The following is a 13,895-nucleotide window of genomic DNA, read 5'->3' as shown; positions in this document are numbered from 1 at the left end:
AGAAAACACGCGGGAAAGCCCGCTGCCGACGGCCGGCCCGGCCCCGGTAGAGTCCGGCATTCACCTGGAGACCAGCATGACCAAGATTTCGCCCGACTACCTCGCCCTGCAACGCCTGTACCACTGGGAGAAAACCGCCCCGTCGCGGGTGGCCCTGACCCAGCCCATGGGTGCAGGCGTGGTGCAGGACTTCACCTGGGCCCAGGTGGCCGACCACAGCCGGCGCATGGCTGCGCACCTGAAGGCCCAGGGCTGGGCGCCCGGCAGCAAGGTCGCCATCCTGTCCAAGAACTGCGCCTGGTGGATGATGAGCGACCTGGCGATCTGGATGGCTGGCTACGTCTCGGTGCCGCTCTACCCGACGCTGGCGCCCGACACCATCACCCAGATCCTGACCCACAGCGAGTCCAAGGCGCTGTTCGTCGGCAAGCTCGATGGCTGGGAGCACATGAAGCCCGGCGTGCCCGCCGGCCTGCCCTGCATGAGCTACCCGCTCTCACCCGACGACGCGAAGCAGGCCTACGAGGGCTGGGATGCCATCGTTGCGCGCACCACCCCGATGAAGGAGTCGCCCGTCCGCGGAGAGGACGAGCTGGCCACGCTGATCTACACCTCGGGCACCACCGGCCTGCCCAAGGGCGTGATGCACTCCTTCGGCAATTTCGCCTGGGCGCTGGACCGCGGCCTGCAGCGAATTCCCCTGACCCAGGACGACCGCATGCTGTCCTACCTGCCGCTGGCGCACGTGGTCGAGCGCATGCTGGTCGAGCACGGCTGGCTGCGCACGGCCATGCACGTGTATTTCGCCGAGTCGCTGGACACCTTCACCGCCGACCTGCAGCGCGCCCGCCCCACGGTGTTCTTCTCGGTGCCTCGGCTGTGGGTCAAGTTCCAGCAGGGCATCCACCACAAGATGCCGCCGGCCAAGCTGAACCGGCTGCTGGGCATTCCCCTCATCGGTGGTCTGGTGCGCAGGAAGATCCGCAAGGCCCTGGGCCTGGACCAATGCCGCTTCGCCGCGGGCGGCGCGGCGCCCATGCCGCTGGCCCTGCTGGAGTGGTACGGCCAGCTCGGCATTGCCATCAACGAGGGCTACGGCATGACCGAGAACCTGGCGCTCTCGCACATCACCGAAGCCGGAAAGAACCAGCGCGGCACCGTCGGCCCGACCTACCCCGACGTGCAGCAGCGCATCGACCCCGAGACCGGCGAGATCCAGATGAAGAGCCAGGCGCTGATGCAGGGCTACTACAAGGAGCCGGAGAAGACGGCCGAGGTGTTCACCCCCGACGGCTGGCTCAAGACCGGCGACAAGGGCAGCATCGACGCGCAGGGCCTGCTGCACATCACCGGCCGCGTGAAGGACCTGTTCAAGACCGGCAAGGGCAAGTACGTGGCACCGGCGCCGATCGAGGACAAGCTGGTGATGCACGAGGCCATCGAGGCCTGCGTGGTCACCGGCGCCAACCTGGGCCAGCCGCTGGGCATCGCCATGCTCAATGCCGATGCCGTGGCCCAGTCGGCCAGCGCCGAAGGTCGCGCCGCCCTGGAAAGCTCGCTGGCGGCCCACATCAAGGCCATCAACGCCACGCTGGACCCGCACGAGCGCCTGCAGTGCCTGGTGGTGACCACCACCGCCTGGACGGTGGACAACGACGTGATCACGCCGACCTTCAAGGTCAAGCGCAACCGCATCGAAGACCTGTACGCAAAACACTACGAGGCATGGGAAAACTCCGGCAAGACCGTGCTCTGGCAGTCCTGAGGTAAAAAAAGCGGGATCGGCAGGGAATAAACCGGTGGGCCACGGTGTTTACCGTTTGCCAACCGGTTTTTTTCATTCCCTTCCAGGAGCTCACCATGTCCCGATTCCCCATCCTTCGCACGGCCGCCGCCCTGACGCTCGGCACCGCCGCACTGATCGGCTGTGCCAGCAGCACCAGCGCGCCCGGCGGCGTCATGGCCCGCGACGGCATGCTCACCGGCCCCAACGGCATGACGCTCTACACCTTCGACAAGGATGTGGCCGGCAGCGGCAAGAGCACCTGCAACGGCCCCTGCGCCACCAACTGGCCCCCGCTGATGGCCGGCGCTGCCAACGCTTCGGGCGACTACAGCGTCATCACCCGCGACGACGGCGGCCGGCAGATCGCCTACAAGGGCAAGCCACTCTACTACTGGATCAAGGACACCAAGCCGGGCGACAAGACCGGCGACGGCTTCAACAAGGTCTGGCGCGTGGCCACCCCCTGATCCCCCTTGGGCCCCGAAGACACCCTGCCCCACATCCCCCGCCTGCGCCGATACGCGCGGCTGCTCACGGGGGACGCCAGCCGCGCCGACGATCTGGTGCAGGACACGCTGGAACGCGCCTGCCACAAGTGGCCGCTCTGGAAGCCGCGGCCCGACGGCAGCGGCCTGCGCGCCTGGCTGCTGTCGCTGATGCACAACCTGCACCTCAACCAGGTCCGCGACCAGGTGCACGAGCGCGACACGGTCGAACTGGAGGAGCGCCACGAACCCAGCCACGACCCCTTGGCACGGGTGCCCGAGCGGCTGGACCTGGAGCACGCGCTGGCCGAGTTGAGCCCGGTGTTGCGCGAAACCGTGTTGCTGGTCTGTGTGGAAGAGCTGTCCTACACCGAGGCCGCCCAGGTCCTGGGTGTGCCCGTGGGCACGGTGATGTCGCGCCTCTCCCGGGGCCGCGAACAGCTGCGCCGGCTCACCAGCGGAGAGCCTCCGACCGCGGTCACGCCCCGGCTGAAAATCGTTGCCTGAATCATGAACGCCGACCCCATCCCGCCCGTGACCGACGCCGAGCTGCATGCCTGGGTCGACGGCCAGCTGCCGGCCGACCGCTCCGACGCGGTGTCGGCCTGGCTGCAGGACCACCCCGAGGACGCGCGGCGCGTCCAGGACTGGCAGGCCCAGCGCACCGCGCTGCAAGGCCTGCAGCGCAGCGTGCTCGACGAGCCGGTGCCGCTCGCGCTGGCCCGGGCCACCCGCCCGGCGCGCCGCGCCGTCTGGCCGCAGGCGCTCGCCGCCAGCGTGCTGCTGGCGCTGGGCTTCGCTGGTGGCTGGTGGGGCCGCAGTGCCGGCGATCCGGCCGCCCGCCTGGCCGGCGCGACTCCGGGCTTCGTGCAGGAGGCGCGCGTGGCCCACGCGGTCTACACGCCCGAGAAGCGCCATCCGGTCGAGGTCGGCGTGGCCGAGCAGGCGCACCTGATCCAGTGGCTGTCCCGGCGGTTGGGCACGCCGCTCACCGCCCCGCAACTGCAGGAGCAGGGCTTCGCGCTGATCGGCGGGCGCCTGCTGCCCGGACAGAACAGCGAGGCGCGCGCCCTGTTCATGTACGAATCGGCGGCCGGCGAACGCGTGACCCTGCACGTCTCGGTGCTGGGCGACCAGGCCGGCCAGGACACCGCGTTCCAGTTCATACGGGTGGGCGAGACCGAGACCTTCTACTGGGTCGACCGCCGCATGGGCTATGCCCTCAGCGGCAACCTGGCGCGCGAACGGCTGGCGGTGCTGGCTGATGCGGCCTACCGGCAGTTGCCGCGCTGACCAGGGGTCCGGTGCGCTGGGTGATCGCTCAGGCCAGCGCCTGCGCGTGGTGGCGCAGGTGGTCGTCGATGAAGCTGCTGATGAAGTAGTAGCCGTGGTCGTAGCCGGCGTGGCGGCGCAGCGTGAGCGGCTGGCCCGCCTGGGCGCAGGCGGCCTCGAAAGCTTCAGGGTAGAGCTGCTCGGTCAGGAATTTGTCGGCCAGGCCCTGGTCGATCAGGATGCCCCCGGGATATGGCGCCGTCTGCTGCGCCGCCATCAGCAGACCGGCGTCGTGCGTGGCCCAGGTCGACTCGTCCTGCCCCAGGTAACCCAGAAAGGCCTTGTGGCCCCAGGGGCACTTCGTCGGCGCACAGATGGGCGCAAAGGCCGAGAGGCTGCGGAACACGCCGGGATGGCGCAGCGCGAGCGTGAGCGCGCCGTGGCCACCCATGGAGTGGCCCGTGATGCCGAGGCGGTCGCCGTCGAGGCCGAATTCGGCCACCACGCCGGGGATCAGGTCCTGCAGCAGGTAGCTCTCCATCTGCCAGTGGCCGGCCCAGGGGTGTTCGGTGGCGTCCAGGTAGAAGCCGGCGCCCACGCCGAAGTCCCAGTGGTGGTCCTCGCCGTCGATGCCGCTGTTGCGCGGGCTGGTGTCGGGGAACAGCAGGGCCAGTCCCAGCTGCGCGGCCATGCGCTGCGCGCCGGCCTTCATGGTCGCGGTTTCTTCGGTGCAGGTGAGACCGGCCAGATACGTGAGCAGCGGCACTTTCTGCCCGGCCAGCGCCTGCGGCGGCAGGAACAGCGCAAAGCGCATCGGCAGGCCGATCTGGTTGACCGAGAAGTGTTTGTAGAAGCGCTGCACGCCGCCGAAGCAGCCGTGTTCGCTGAGCAGTTCAAGTCGTTCGAGGGCCATGGTGTTGTTCGTGATGAAAAGAGTCAGCGGCGGATCAGTTCAAGAACTGCGTCGGCAAACGCGCGCGGCGCTTCCTGCGGCAGGTTGTGGCCGATGCCGGGCAGCACGCGGTGCTGGCGCAGGCCGGTGAAACGGTGGGCGTTGGCGGCGGCGGGCTCCCAGGGGCGCACGCCGTCGGCCGTGCCGTCGAAGCTGATGGTGGGCACGGTGATGGGTGGCTGGGCGGCGATGCGGCGCTCCACCGCGGCCACCGCCGGATCGCCCGGCACCAGGCCAAAGCGGTGGCGGTAGGAGTGGATGACCACGTCCACAAAGTCGGGGTGGTCGAAGGCGGCGACGCTGCGCTCGAAGGTGGCGTCGTCGAACGCCCAGGTCCGCGACCAGAGTGCCCACAGCCGGCGGCACAGCGCGCGCCGGTCCTGCGTCAGCGCCGCGCGGCCGCGCTCGCTGTGGAACAGGTACTGGTACCAGAGGCGCTGCTCGTTCTCGGGCGTGTCCGGCACCATCGCGCGGGCGATGTGCTGCAGGTTGTAGCTGTTGACCGTGACCAGACCGGTGCAGCGTTCGGGCCACAGCGCTGCCACCACGCAGGCAGCGCGGCCGCCCCAGTCGTATCCGGCCAGCACGGCGCGTTCGATGGACAGCGCGTCGAGCAAAGCCCGCAGGTCATCGCCCAGCACCGCCTGCTCGCCCGAGCGCGGCGTGGCCGCGTCAAGAAAACGCGTGCCGCCGTAGCCGCGCAGGTAGGGCACGACCACGCGGCAGCCGGCGGCGGCCAGCATCGGTGCAACGTCGACATACGAATGAATGTCGTACGGGAAGCCGTGCATCAACAGCACGGCCGGGCCGTCGGCCGGCCCGGCCATGTGGCAGGCCACCTCCAGCACGCCGGCGCGCACGCGGGTGTCGGCGTTCAGCAGCGGCAGCGCCATGGCGGGCTCAGAACTCGACGACGGAACGGATGGACTCGCCGCGCTTCATCAGCGCAAAGCCTTCGTTGATGTCTTCGAGCTTGAGCTTGTGGGTGATCAGGCTGTCGATGTCGATCTTGCCTTCCATGTACCAGTCGACGATCCTGGGCACGTCGGTGCGGCCACGCGCGCCGCCGAAGGCCGAGCCTTCCCACTTGCGGCCGGTGACCAGCTGGAACGGCCTGGTGCTGATCTCGGCGCCAGCCTCGGCCACGCCGATGATGATGCTGCGGCCCCAGCCCTTGTGCGTGCACTCCAGTGCCTGGCGCATCACCTTGGTGTTGCCGATGCACTCGAACGAGTAGTCGGCGCCGCCGTCGGTCAGCTGCACGATGGCATCGACGATGTTCTCGTGGTCCTTGGGGTTGAGGAAGTGCGTCATGCCGAACTGGCGGGCCATGGCCTCGCGCTCGGGGTTGAGGTCGATGCCGATGATCTTGTCGGCACCCACCATCCTTGCGCCCTGGATCACGTTCAGGCCGATGCCACCCAGGCCGAACACCACCACGTTGGCGCCCGCCTCCACCTTGGCGGTGAACAGCACCGCGCCGATGCCGGTGGTGACGCCGCAGCCGATGTAGCAGACCTTGTCAAAGGGCGCGTCTTCGCGGATCTTGGCCAGCGCGATCTCGGGCACCACGGTGTGGTTGGCGAAGGTGCTGGTGCCCATGTAGTGCAGGATGGGCTTGCCGTCGATGGAGAAGCGGCTGGTGGCATCGGGCATCAGGCCCTTGCCCTGCGTGCCGCGGATGAGCTGGCAGAGGTTGGTCTTGCGGCTCAGGCAGAACTTGCACTGGCGGCATTCGGGCGTGTAGAGCGGGATGACGTGGTCGCCCTTCTTGAGCGAGGTCACGCCGGGGCCAACGTCCACCACGATGCCCGCGCCTTCGTGGCCCAGGATGGCGGGGAACAGACCCTCGGGGTCGGCGCCCGAGAGCGTGTAGTAGTCGGTGTGGCAGATGCCGGTGGCCTTGATCTCGACCAGCACCTCGCCGAACTTCGGCCCCTGCAGATCGACGGTTTCGATGGTCAGGGGTTCGCCGGCTTTCCAGGCCACCGCAGCGCGTGTTTTCATGGGGTCTCCCGTTGGTTGGAAAACCCTGAGGGTAGCGCAGGACGCTTCAGTTCACCGGTGCGCCGGCCTTGAACCACTGCGCGAACAAGGCCCGTTCGTCCTCGGTCAGGCCGGTGGCGTTGTTCATCGGCATGAGCTTCTGCACCACCACCTGCTGGTAGACCATCTGGGCGTTCTTCTTGAGCTCGTCCGCCGAGTCCAGGCGCACGCCCTTGCTCTGCAAGGCTTCGCCGTGGCACATCACGCAGCGCTGCGCCACCACCGGCTGCAGCTGCGCATAACCCACAGTGGCCGGCGCCGCTGCCGCCGGCGCGGTGGGCGCGGGGCGCAGCCAGACGATCAGGCCCAGCAGCACCATCACGCCCACGGCCGCGTATTTCCAGGGGTGCGGGTTGCGGCCGAGCTTGTAGCCGTGGCGCATGACGAAGAACTGGCGGATGGCCGCGCCCGCGAACATGATGGCGATCAGGATCAGCCAGTTCTGCGGGTGGGCGTAGGTGAAGCTGTAGTGGTTGCTGAGCATGGCGAACAGCACCGGCAGCGTGAAGTAGGTGTTGTGCACGCTGCGCTGCTTGCCGCGGATGCCGTGGATCGGGTCCACCGGCCGGCCGGCCTTCATGTCGGCCACCATGGTGCGCTGGCCGGGAATGATCCAGAAGAACACGTTGGCGCTCATGGCCGTGGCCAGCATCGCGCCCATGAGCAGGAAGGCGGCGCGGCCGGCGAACATCTGCGTGGCCGCATAAGCCGCGATGCAGACCAGCACCAGCACCAGCGCGCCCACCTTGGCGTCGCCGTTCTTCGTCTGGCCCAGGGTGCGGCAGATGATGTCGTACGCGAACCAGAACACCACCAGAAAGGCCAGTGCCGCGGCAATCGCGCCCGCAGGCGACCATTCCATGACCCGAGGGTCGATCAGGTAGACGCTGGGGCTCCAGAGGTAGGAGATGAGGAACAGCGCAAAGCCCGAGAGCCAGGTGGAATAGCTTTCCCAGTAGAACCAGTGCAGGTGGTCGGGCAGTTTGGGCGGCGCGGCCTTGAACTTGACCGGGTGGTAGAACCCGCCGCCGTGCAGCGCCCAGAGCTCGCCGCCGACGCCGTCCTTCTTGAGCTGTTCGTCCTCGGGCGGTGTGAGGCTGCTGTCGAGAAAGACGAAGTAGAAGGAGGAACCGATCCAGGCGATGGCGACGATGACATGCAGCCAGCGCAGCAGCAGATTGGCCCAGTCGAGCAGATAGGTTTCCATGGCACCTCAACACGTGGACGGTGACACCGTCAGGGTTTGCGACTCACCACCGCGGGCGCTCTGAGCCGACTGAGGGCCGCGTAAATGAGCGCCCGGGCTGAGGCCCAGGCACCCGCTCCGCTGCGACCGGATGAACAAAGTGTATACACTTTTTGGAGACAGTTGATCCGGGGTTTACCCGGGGTGGTGCCCAGCCACCAAGCACGGGGCGTGCCACCCGCGCAGGGGTCACATCATCAGCGCGTTGACCAGATCCAGCTGCCGACTGACCCGCACCTGTCCCAGGTCGAGGCTGGCCTCCAGGCGCTGCAGGTGGTCCATCATGTTGGCCACTGCCGAGTCCGCATGGCCGGTTTCGCAGATGCGCAGGAACTGCTCGTGTTCGTCGGTCGAGCAGTGCGCGTCGTTGCTGCTCTGATAGAGCATGGCAATCAGGGAACTGCGCGCCACCAGCTCGGTGAGGATCTCGGTGAGGATGCGGTGCCCGGCGGCCTCGGCCAGTGCCACGTGGAAATCCCCGAGCAGCTTTTCCCGGACGGCGCCGAGCGAGGGCCCCTTGAGCGCGGAGCGCTCCATGCGGATGTGCTGGCGCAGCTGCTCGAAGTCCGCCGGCCGGGCGCGTGCCACGAACAGCCGCACGATCTCCGCCTCGATGAGGCGGCGCGCCGAGAACACCTCGCGCGCCTCTTCCACACTCGGCTGGCACACGTAAGTGCCTTTGTCGGGAATGGTCTCGACCAGCTTGTCCTTGGCCAGCATGAGCAGCGCGGCGCGCACCTTGGTCCGGCTCACCCCGTAGACCCGGCCGAGGGCCTCCTCGCGCAGCCAGGTGCCCGGCGGGATGCGCTTTTCCACGATGGCGGCGGCGACATCCTGCGCGATGCTCTCCACCGTCGGACCGCGCTCGGTCGTGTCCAGCGCGTCCTCCGGCCCCACCTGTGGTGCATGGGCGTTCACCGGGCTGCTGCGTTTTCTGGGCATGCCCGGATTCTAGGCTCAGGCCCTCCGGCGGCTGGCGGTCATCGGGGCCGCCACGCTCGGCTCGCCATCGAGAAAGCGGCGGCACGGCGCCCAGTGGTTCATCAGCAGGTAGTACACCACGCCGGCCGGCAACAGGCTCGCGTACCAGCTGATGGACGGGAAGGACAGCGCCACGGCCGCACCGGCCAGCGTGGCCAGCATGCCGGCCCAGTTCACACCCCGGTACGGGCCGTTCTCGTCGTAGAGCTTGGCCAGATCGAGGCGGCGGCCGCGCAGCACGTAATAGTCCACCACCAGCACCGCGAAGATCGGTCCCAGGAAGGCGGAATAGGTCTGCACGAACATCTGCAGGCCCGAGGCGGATTCGTCCTTCACGAGCACCCACGGGAAGGTGCAGAAGGCCAGCAGACCGACCACCACCGCCGACTTGCGGAACGAGAGGCGGAACAGGTCCATGAGCACATAGGCCGGGGGCACCACGTTGTTGAGCACGTTGGTGGTGACCTGGGCGAAGGCGATGAACAGCAGCGTGGTGACCAGCAGGGGCGTGTTGTCGACCGCGCTGGAGAACACCTTGATCGGATCGGCCGTGCCGGTGGCCCCGGAGACCATCAGGCCGATCAGGCCCATGAACAGGGTGGCCGGCAGGATGCTCATGGCGTAGATCGTGGTCAGGGGACCGGGCCGCACGTTCTTGTGCAGTTCGCGCGAGTAGTCGCTGACGTTGAGCATCATGGTGCTGTAGATGCCCAGGAACAGCATCGTCGCGCCCCAGAACGGCATGCCCCAGGTGCCCTCGATGCTGGTGATGCGCTCGTTGATGGCGCCGCCGAACTTGGTGATCACGGCGTAGAACATGTAGATCAGCGACGCGATGATGAACACGCTGCCCACGTTCTCCAGCCACTTGATGCCCTTGAAGCCGTAGACCGAAAGCGCGATCTGCAGCAACTGGAAGATGACGAACCAGGCCACCAGGTTGTCCCATCCCAGCAGCGTGGCCGACACCGCGTTCAGCGCGCCGGCACCGATCCAGCTCTGGAAACCGAACCACACCACCGCCGGCACCGCGCGCACCAGGCCAGGCAGGCGGGTGCCCGAGAAGCCGAAGGCGGTGCGCGCCTGCACCATGAAGGGGATGCCGTACTTGTGGCCCGCGGCGCCGTTGATGGCCAGCGCCACACCGATGACGAAGCAGCCGATGGCAATGGCCACCACCGCCTGCAGCATGTTCAGCTGGCCGACCAGGCTGGAGCCCATGGCAAAGGTGCCGATGGACACGCAGCCACCCAGCCAGGCCAGCAGGTAGGACCAGCGGTCCATGATCCGGGTTTCCTGTGGTGCCAGCGATTCTTCACCGGCCACTTTCTCTTGCGCTTCGCTCATGGTGTTGTCTCCTTGTGGGTGGAAGCAGGATGCGCCGCTCAGGCGCTGAAGTGACTGAAACGGCCCGCAAAGGCCTTGGGACGGGGGAAGTCCAGGTCGCCGTGCTTGCTGGTGTGCAAGCCCAGGTGCACCAGAGATTCGGCCAGCTTGACCGCCGCGGTCACGCCTTCGACCACGGGCAGACCCACGGCCCGCGAGATCTCGTCGGTGAGGTCGGCCATGCCGCCGCAGCCCAGGACGATGGCGCCGACCCCATCCTCTTGCTTGGCCCGCAGGCTCTCTTCGATGATCCTGCGCAGGGACGCATCGGGGTCGTGCTCCAGGTCCAGCACCGGGATCTCGGCGGCGCGCACCCGGCGGCACTGGTGCTCGAAACCGTACTGGGCCAGCAGGTGCTCGGCAATGACACAGGTGCGGCCCAGCGTGGTGACCACGGAGAAGCGGGTGGCGATCAGGGCGGCCATGTGGAAGGCCGCCTCGGCGATGCCGATCACGGGCGCCCGGGTCAGTTCGCGGGCCGACCACAGACCCGGGTCGCCGAAGCAGGCGATCACGTAGGCATCGGTGCCCTCACGCTCGCCAGCCAGCACCTCCTCGGCGACCCCGATGGCGGCCACGGCTTCGTCGAAATGGCTCTCGATCGACACCGGACCGCTGGCGGGCTGGCTGGCCACGATCAGTGTGCCCGGCCCGGCCACGCGGCGTGCGGCCTGGCCAATGGTGTCCGTCATCGCCTGCGTGGTGTTCGGGTTGATCACGCGCAGTTTCATGGCATCTCCTTGTTGGATTCAAATTTCGAACACATAGTTTGTATACAATAATCGAACGCAACAAGGGGCTGAGCGCCCCAAATGACTGGGGTTTACCCGCAACGGATAGAAAAAGCCGGCCGCATGGCGACCTGTGGCGCAGCGTCAGGCGCTGCGCTGGATCAGCAGCTGGGCGACCACCGAAGCCGCGATCACCGCCGGCTCCTTGCCGCCGATGCCGGGCAGTCCGATCGGGCAGGTGATGCCCCCGAGCTCACCGTCCGTGAAACCCCGCTCCAGAAGCCGGCGCCGGAAGGTGGCCCATTTGGTCCTGCTGCCGATCAGGCCCACAAACGGCAGGTCGCCCGACGCCCGGCGCCGCTGCAGGCAGGCCGCCACGATGTCCAGATCCTCGGCGTGGGAGAAGCTCATGATCAGCACCCGCGCGCCAGGCGGCAGATCGCGGACCGCGTCCTGCACCGGCTCGGAATGTTCGGCGCACACCGTCGATGGCAGGCGGTCCGGGAACACGCCGTCGCGGCTGTCGATCCAGTGCACCGCGAACGGCAGCGGCGCCAGCGCCCGCACGATGGCCTGCCCGACGTGGCCGCCGCCGAACAGGGCGACCGGCGTGAGCACCGGTGCCAGCCGTTGCCGCAGGGCGCCCGCCTCGGCCAGCGTGACCGGCTCGAAGCGCAGCTCCACCACCCCGCCGCAGCACTGCCCGAGGCTGGGACCGAGCGCCACCCGGTGTGTCCAGGGCATCGACGCGCCGGCTGCCAGCGCGTCCCGGGCCTGCTTCAGCGCGTCCCATTCCAGGTGGCCGCCACCGATGGTGCCGATCTGCCCGTCGGGCCAGACGGCCATCCAGGTGCCGGCCTCCCGCGGCACCGAGCCCTGGGTGTGCGACACCGACACCAGCACCGCCGGTGCCCGCGCCAGGCGTTCAAACAGGGGGGCAAGATCGGGGTGCTGTGTGGCGTGCATGCCAAAAATCCGTCCATATACGCCGATGCGGCGACCGCCTGGCAGTATCCACCGGGTTCTTGCTTGGGCAAGTGGGCAAAGAGCCATAAACTGCATCCTCCCAGCCCTATGGCGCCCTGCCTGGCGGCGACTTCGCCGATCACGAAGACACCGAGAGACAACCATGCACGCTCCAACTGCCCGTTTCATTGCCGCCCACCGACTGGCCTCCCTGGCCGTGGTCGCCCTGCTCGCCGCCTGCGCCTCGCCGGTGCCCACGCCGCCGCCCGCCGAGCCCGCGCTGGAGACCACGGCCCCGCCGTCCGAAGCGCCGGTGGCCATCGAACCGCCGCCCACCTACGTGTCGCACGCGGCCACTCCGCGCGACTACCGCCGCGATGGCGCACAACACATCTACGGCAAGAACGCCCACCGCATCTTCAAGGGCAAGATGCCGCCGCTGCTGCAGGGCGTGGGCACCATGCAGCTGGAGCTGGACCACCGCGGCCGGATCGTCACCATGAACTGGATGCGACCGCCCAGCCATCCGGGCGCCAAGGCCGAGATCGAGCGCGCCATCCAGGAAGCCGCGCCCTACCCCGCGCCAGTGCTCATGGGCCGTGTCTACTACGTCGACACCTGGCTCTGGGACAAGAGCGGGCAGTTCCAGCTCGACACGCTGACCGAAGGCCAGAGGAACCGGTGACCCCCGGCAGCTTCAGCTGCCTCTGTACGTGCTGTAGCTCCAGGGGCTGACCAGCAGCGGCACGTGGTAATGCTGGTCGGTGTGGGCCACGCCGAAGTCCAGCGCCACGCGGTTCAGGAAATTGGGCTCGGGCAGCGCCACCCCCCTGGCCGCGAAATAACCCTTCACATCGAACACCAGCCGGTAGGTGCCGACCTTCAGGCTGGCGTTGTCGTACAGCGGCCCATCCGGATTGCGGCCGTCGTGGTTCAGCGTGAAGCGCTTGACCAGCGTGGCCTGCTCGCCGTCGGTGGTGTAGAGCTCGACAGCCATGCCCGCCGCGGGGCAGCCGTGCATCGTGTCCAGAACGTGGGTGCTCAGGCCCATGGTGAAGTCCTCGTGAAGTTCGGTCGACCAAAAGTGTATACACTTTTTGTTTTTCTGGATATGATGACTTCATGGAAACGTCCAGCACCAGCCAGATCGTCGAGTCGCTGACCCGGGCCATCGTCGAGCACCGCCTGCACCCGGGCACCAAGCTCGCCGAGCAGAAACTGGCCGACCACTTCGGGGTGTCGCGCACCCTGGTCCGCCAGGCCCTGTTCCAGCTGTCCCAGAACCGCCTGATCCGGCTCGAACCCGCGCGCGGCGCCTTTGTGGCCGCCCCCTCGGTGGAGGAGGCCAAGCAGGTGTTCGCGGTGCGGCGCATGCTGGAAGTCGAGATGACACGCGCGTTCGTTCGCCAGGTCAGCCCCGCCAAGCTCAAAGCGCTGCGCGAGCACGTGGCCCAGGAGAAGCAGGCCGTGAGCAACCAGGACGTGCCCGGCCGCACCGAGCTGCTGGGCGACTTCCACGTGCGCATGGCCGAACTCATGGGCAACGAGGTGCTGGCCGAGCTGCTGCGCGACCTGATCTCGCGCTGCGCCCTGATCACGCTGATGTACCAGAGCACCGCGGCCGCCGAGCACTCCAACGAAGAGCACGCCGACATCGTCAAGGCGCTCGCCGCCAGGGACGAAGAGCTGGCCGTGCGCCTGATGAACGAACACCTGCTGCATGTGGAGGAGGGCCTGACCTTCGACCGCAAGCTGCCCACCAACGACCTGTCCCTGGCCCTTTCTTCCTGAGCACCCGCATGATCTACGACAGCACCGCCCCCTACCCGCGCGACCTGATCGGCTACGGCCGCGACGTGCCCCACGCCCGCTGGCCGGGCGGTGCGCGCATTGCGGTGCAGTTCGTCCTCAACTACGAAGAGGGCGGCGAAAACTGCGTGCTGCATGGCGACAAGGCCAGCGAACAGTTCCTCTCGGAAATGTTCAACCCGGCCGCCTTCGAGGCCCGCCATATCAGCATGGAAGGCATCTACGAGTACGGCTC

At 67.9% G+C, this 13,895-nt stretch carries 15 protein-coding genes and 1 pseudogene; 7 read left to right on the top strand and 9 right to left on the bottom strand.

Annotated elements, in window-relative coordinates:
• Positions 1–76 precede the first annotated feature (76 nt).
• The 4 genes from HPS01S_RS12110 to HPS01S_RS12095 all read left to right on the top strand — a co-directional run bounded on the left by HPS01S_RS12110 (position 77) and on the right by HPS01S_RS12095 (position 3,564).
• Positions 77–1,765 carry an AMP-binding protein gene (locus HPS01S_RS12110; protein ID WP_066156131.1) on the top strand — a complete coding sequence of 563 codons (1,689 nt, stop codon included), beginning with the start codon at positions 77–79 and terminating at the stop codon, positions 1,763–1,765.
• Between the two features lie 95 nt (positions 1,766–1,860).
• Positions 1,861–2,253 carry a COG4315 family predicted lipoprotein gene (locus HPS01S_RS12105; protein ID WP_066156128.1) on the top strand — a complete coding sequence of 131 codons (393 nt, stop codon included), beginning with the start codon at positions 1,861–1,863 and terminating at the stop codon, positions 2,251–2,253.
• A 6-nt stretch (positions 2,254–2,259) separates the two neighbouring features.
• Complete coding sequence (locus tag HPS01S_RS12100) at positions 2,260–2,778, top strand: RNA polymerase sigma factor (RefSeq protein WP_066156126.1); 519 nt, start codon at positions 2,260–2,262, stop codon at positions 2,776–2,778.
• 3 nt (positions 2,779–2,781) lie between these two features.
• Entirely contained in the window at positions 2,782–3,564 is a 783-nt protein-coding gene (locus tag HPS01S_RS12095) for an anti-sigma factor family protein (RefSeq protein WP_066156123.1), read from the top strand.
• 28 nt (positions 3,565–3,592) lie between these two features.
• Here the strand turns inward: HPS01S_RS12095 and fghA are convergent, their stop codons facing one another.
• The 8 genes from fghA to xdhC all read right to left on the bottom strand — a co-directional run bounded on the left by fghA (position 3,593) and on the right by xdhC (position 11,851).
• Positions 3,593–4,456 (bottom strand): S-formylglutathione hydrolase, encoded by an 864-nt coding sequence (gene fghA / locus HPS01S_RS12090; RefSeq protein WP_066156118.1) that lies wholly within the window; start codon positions 4,454–4,456, stop codon positions 3,593–3,595.
• Positions 4,457–4,479: 23 nt separating this feature from the next.
• The gene (locus HPS01S_RS12085; RefSeq protein ID WP_066156115.1) at positions 4,480–5,388 is read right to left on the bottom strand and encodes an alpha/beta fold hydrolase; all 909 of its coding nucleotides are present in this window, start codon (positions 5,386–5,388) and stop codon (positions 4,480–4,482) included.
• 7 nt (positions 5,389–5,395) lie between these two features.
• Complete coding sequence (locus tag HPS01S_RS12080) at positions 5,396–6,502, bottom strand: S-(hydroxymethyl)glutathione dehydrogenase/class III alcohol dehydrogenase (protein ID WP_066156111.1); 1,107 nt, start codon at positions 6,500–6,502, stop codon at positions 5,396–5,398.
• Between the two features lie 46 nt (positions 6,503–6,548).
• Positions 6,549–7,748 (bottom strand): urate hydroxylase PuuD, encoded by a 1,200-nt coding sequence (locus HPS01S_RS12075; RefSeq protein WP_066156108.1) that lies wholly within the window; start codon positions 7,746–7,748, stop codon positions 6,549–6,551.
• A 228-nt stretch (positions 7,749–7,976) separates the two neighbouring features.
• The gene (locus HPS01S_RS12070) at positions 7,977–8,729 is read right to left on the bottom strand and encodes a GntR family transcriptional regulator (protein ID WP_066156106.1); all 753 of its coding nucleotides are present in this window, start codon (positions 8,727–8,729) and stop codon (positions 7,977–7,979) included.
• A 15-nt stretch (positions 8,730–8,744) separates the two neighbouring features.
• Positions 8,745–10,115: an NCS1 family transporter gene (locus tag HPS01S_RS12065; protein WP_157576292.1), complete on the bottom strand. Its 1,371-nt coding sequence runs from the start codon at positions 10,113–10,115 to the stop codon at positions 8,745–8,747.
• A gap of 38 nt (positions 10,116–10,153) precedes the next feature.
• On the bottom strand, positions 10,154–10,885 hold the full coding sequence (locus HPS01S_RS12060) for an aspartate/glutamate racemase family protein (protein ID WP_066156101.1): 732 nt from the start codon (positions 10,883–10,885) through the stop codon (positions 10,154–10,156).
• A 144-nt stretch (positions 10,886–11,029) separates the two neighbouring features.
• Complete coding sequence (gene xdhC, locus HPS01S_RS12055; protein ID WP_066156098.1) at positions 11,030–11,851, bottom strand: xanthine dehydrogenase accessory protein XdhC; 822 nt, start codon at positions 11,849–11,851, stop codon at positions 11,030–11,032.
• Positions 11,852–12,014: 163 nt separating this feature from the next.
• On the opposite strand from xdhC, the gene HPS01S_RS12050 reads away from it, so the two are divergent.
• Positions 12,015–12,536 (top strand): hypothetical protein, encoded by a 522-nt coding sequence (locus HPS01S_RS12050; protein ID WP_066156096.1) that lies wholly within the window; start codon positions 12,015–12,017, stop codon positions 12,534–12,536.
• A gap of 12 nt (positions 12,537–12,548) precedes the next feature.
• On the opposite strand, the gene uraH is transcribed toward HPS01S_RS12050, so the two are convergent.
• On the bottom strand, positions 12,549–12,902 hold the full coding sequence (uraH, locus tag HPS01S_RS12045) for a hydroxyisourate hydrolase (protein WP_066156094.1): 354 nt from the start codon (positions 12,900–12,902) through the stop codon (positions 12,549–12,551).
• Between the two features lie 71 nt (positions 12,903–12,973).
• On the opposite strand from uraH, the gene HPS01S_RS12040 reads away from it, so the two are divergent.
• Together HPS01S_RS12040 and HPS01S_RS12035 are read left to right on the top strand one after the other, a co-directional pair.
• On the top strand, positions 12,974–13,642 hold the full coding sequence (locus HPS01S_RS12040; protein WP_066156089.1) for a GntR family transcriptional regulator: 669 nt from the start codon (positions 12,974–12,976) through the stop codon (positions 13,640–13,642).
• An 8-nt stretch (positions 13,643–13,650) separates the two neighbouring features.
• Positions 13,651–13,895: pseudogene (locus tag HPS01S_RS12035) on the top strand (allantoinase); the annotation flags it as partial.

The organism is Hydrogenophaga pseudoflava NBRC 102511 (assembly GCF_001592285.1).
Lineage (GTDB): Bacteria > Pseudomonadota > Gammaproteobacteria > Burkholderiales > Burkholderiaceae_C > Hydrogenophaga > Hydrogenophaga pseudoflava.
The sequence above is the reverse complement of the archived record's forward strand: the minus strand, read 5'-3'. Positions and strand labels throughout refer to the sequence as shown.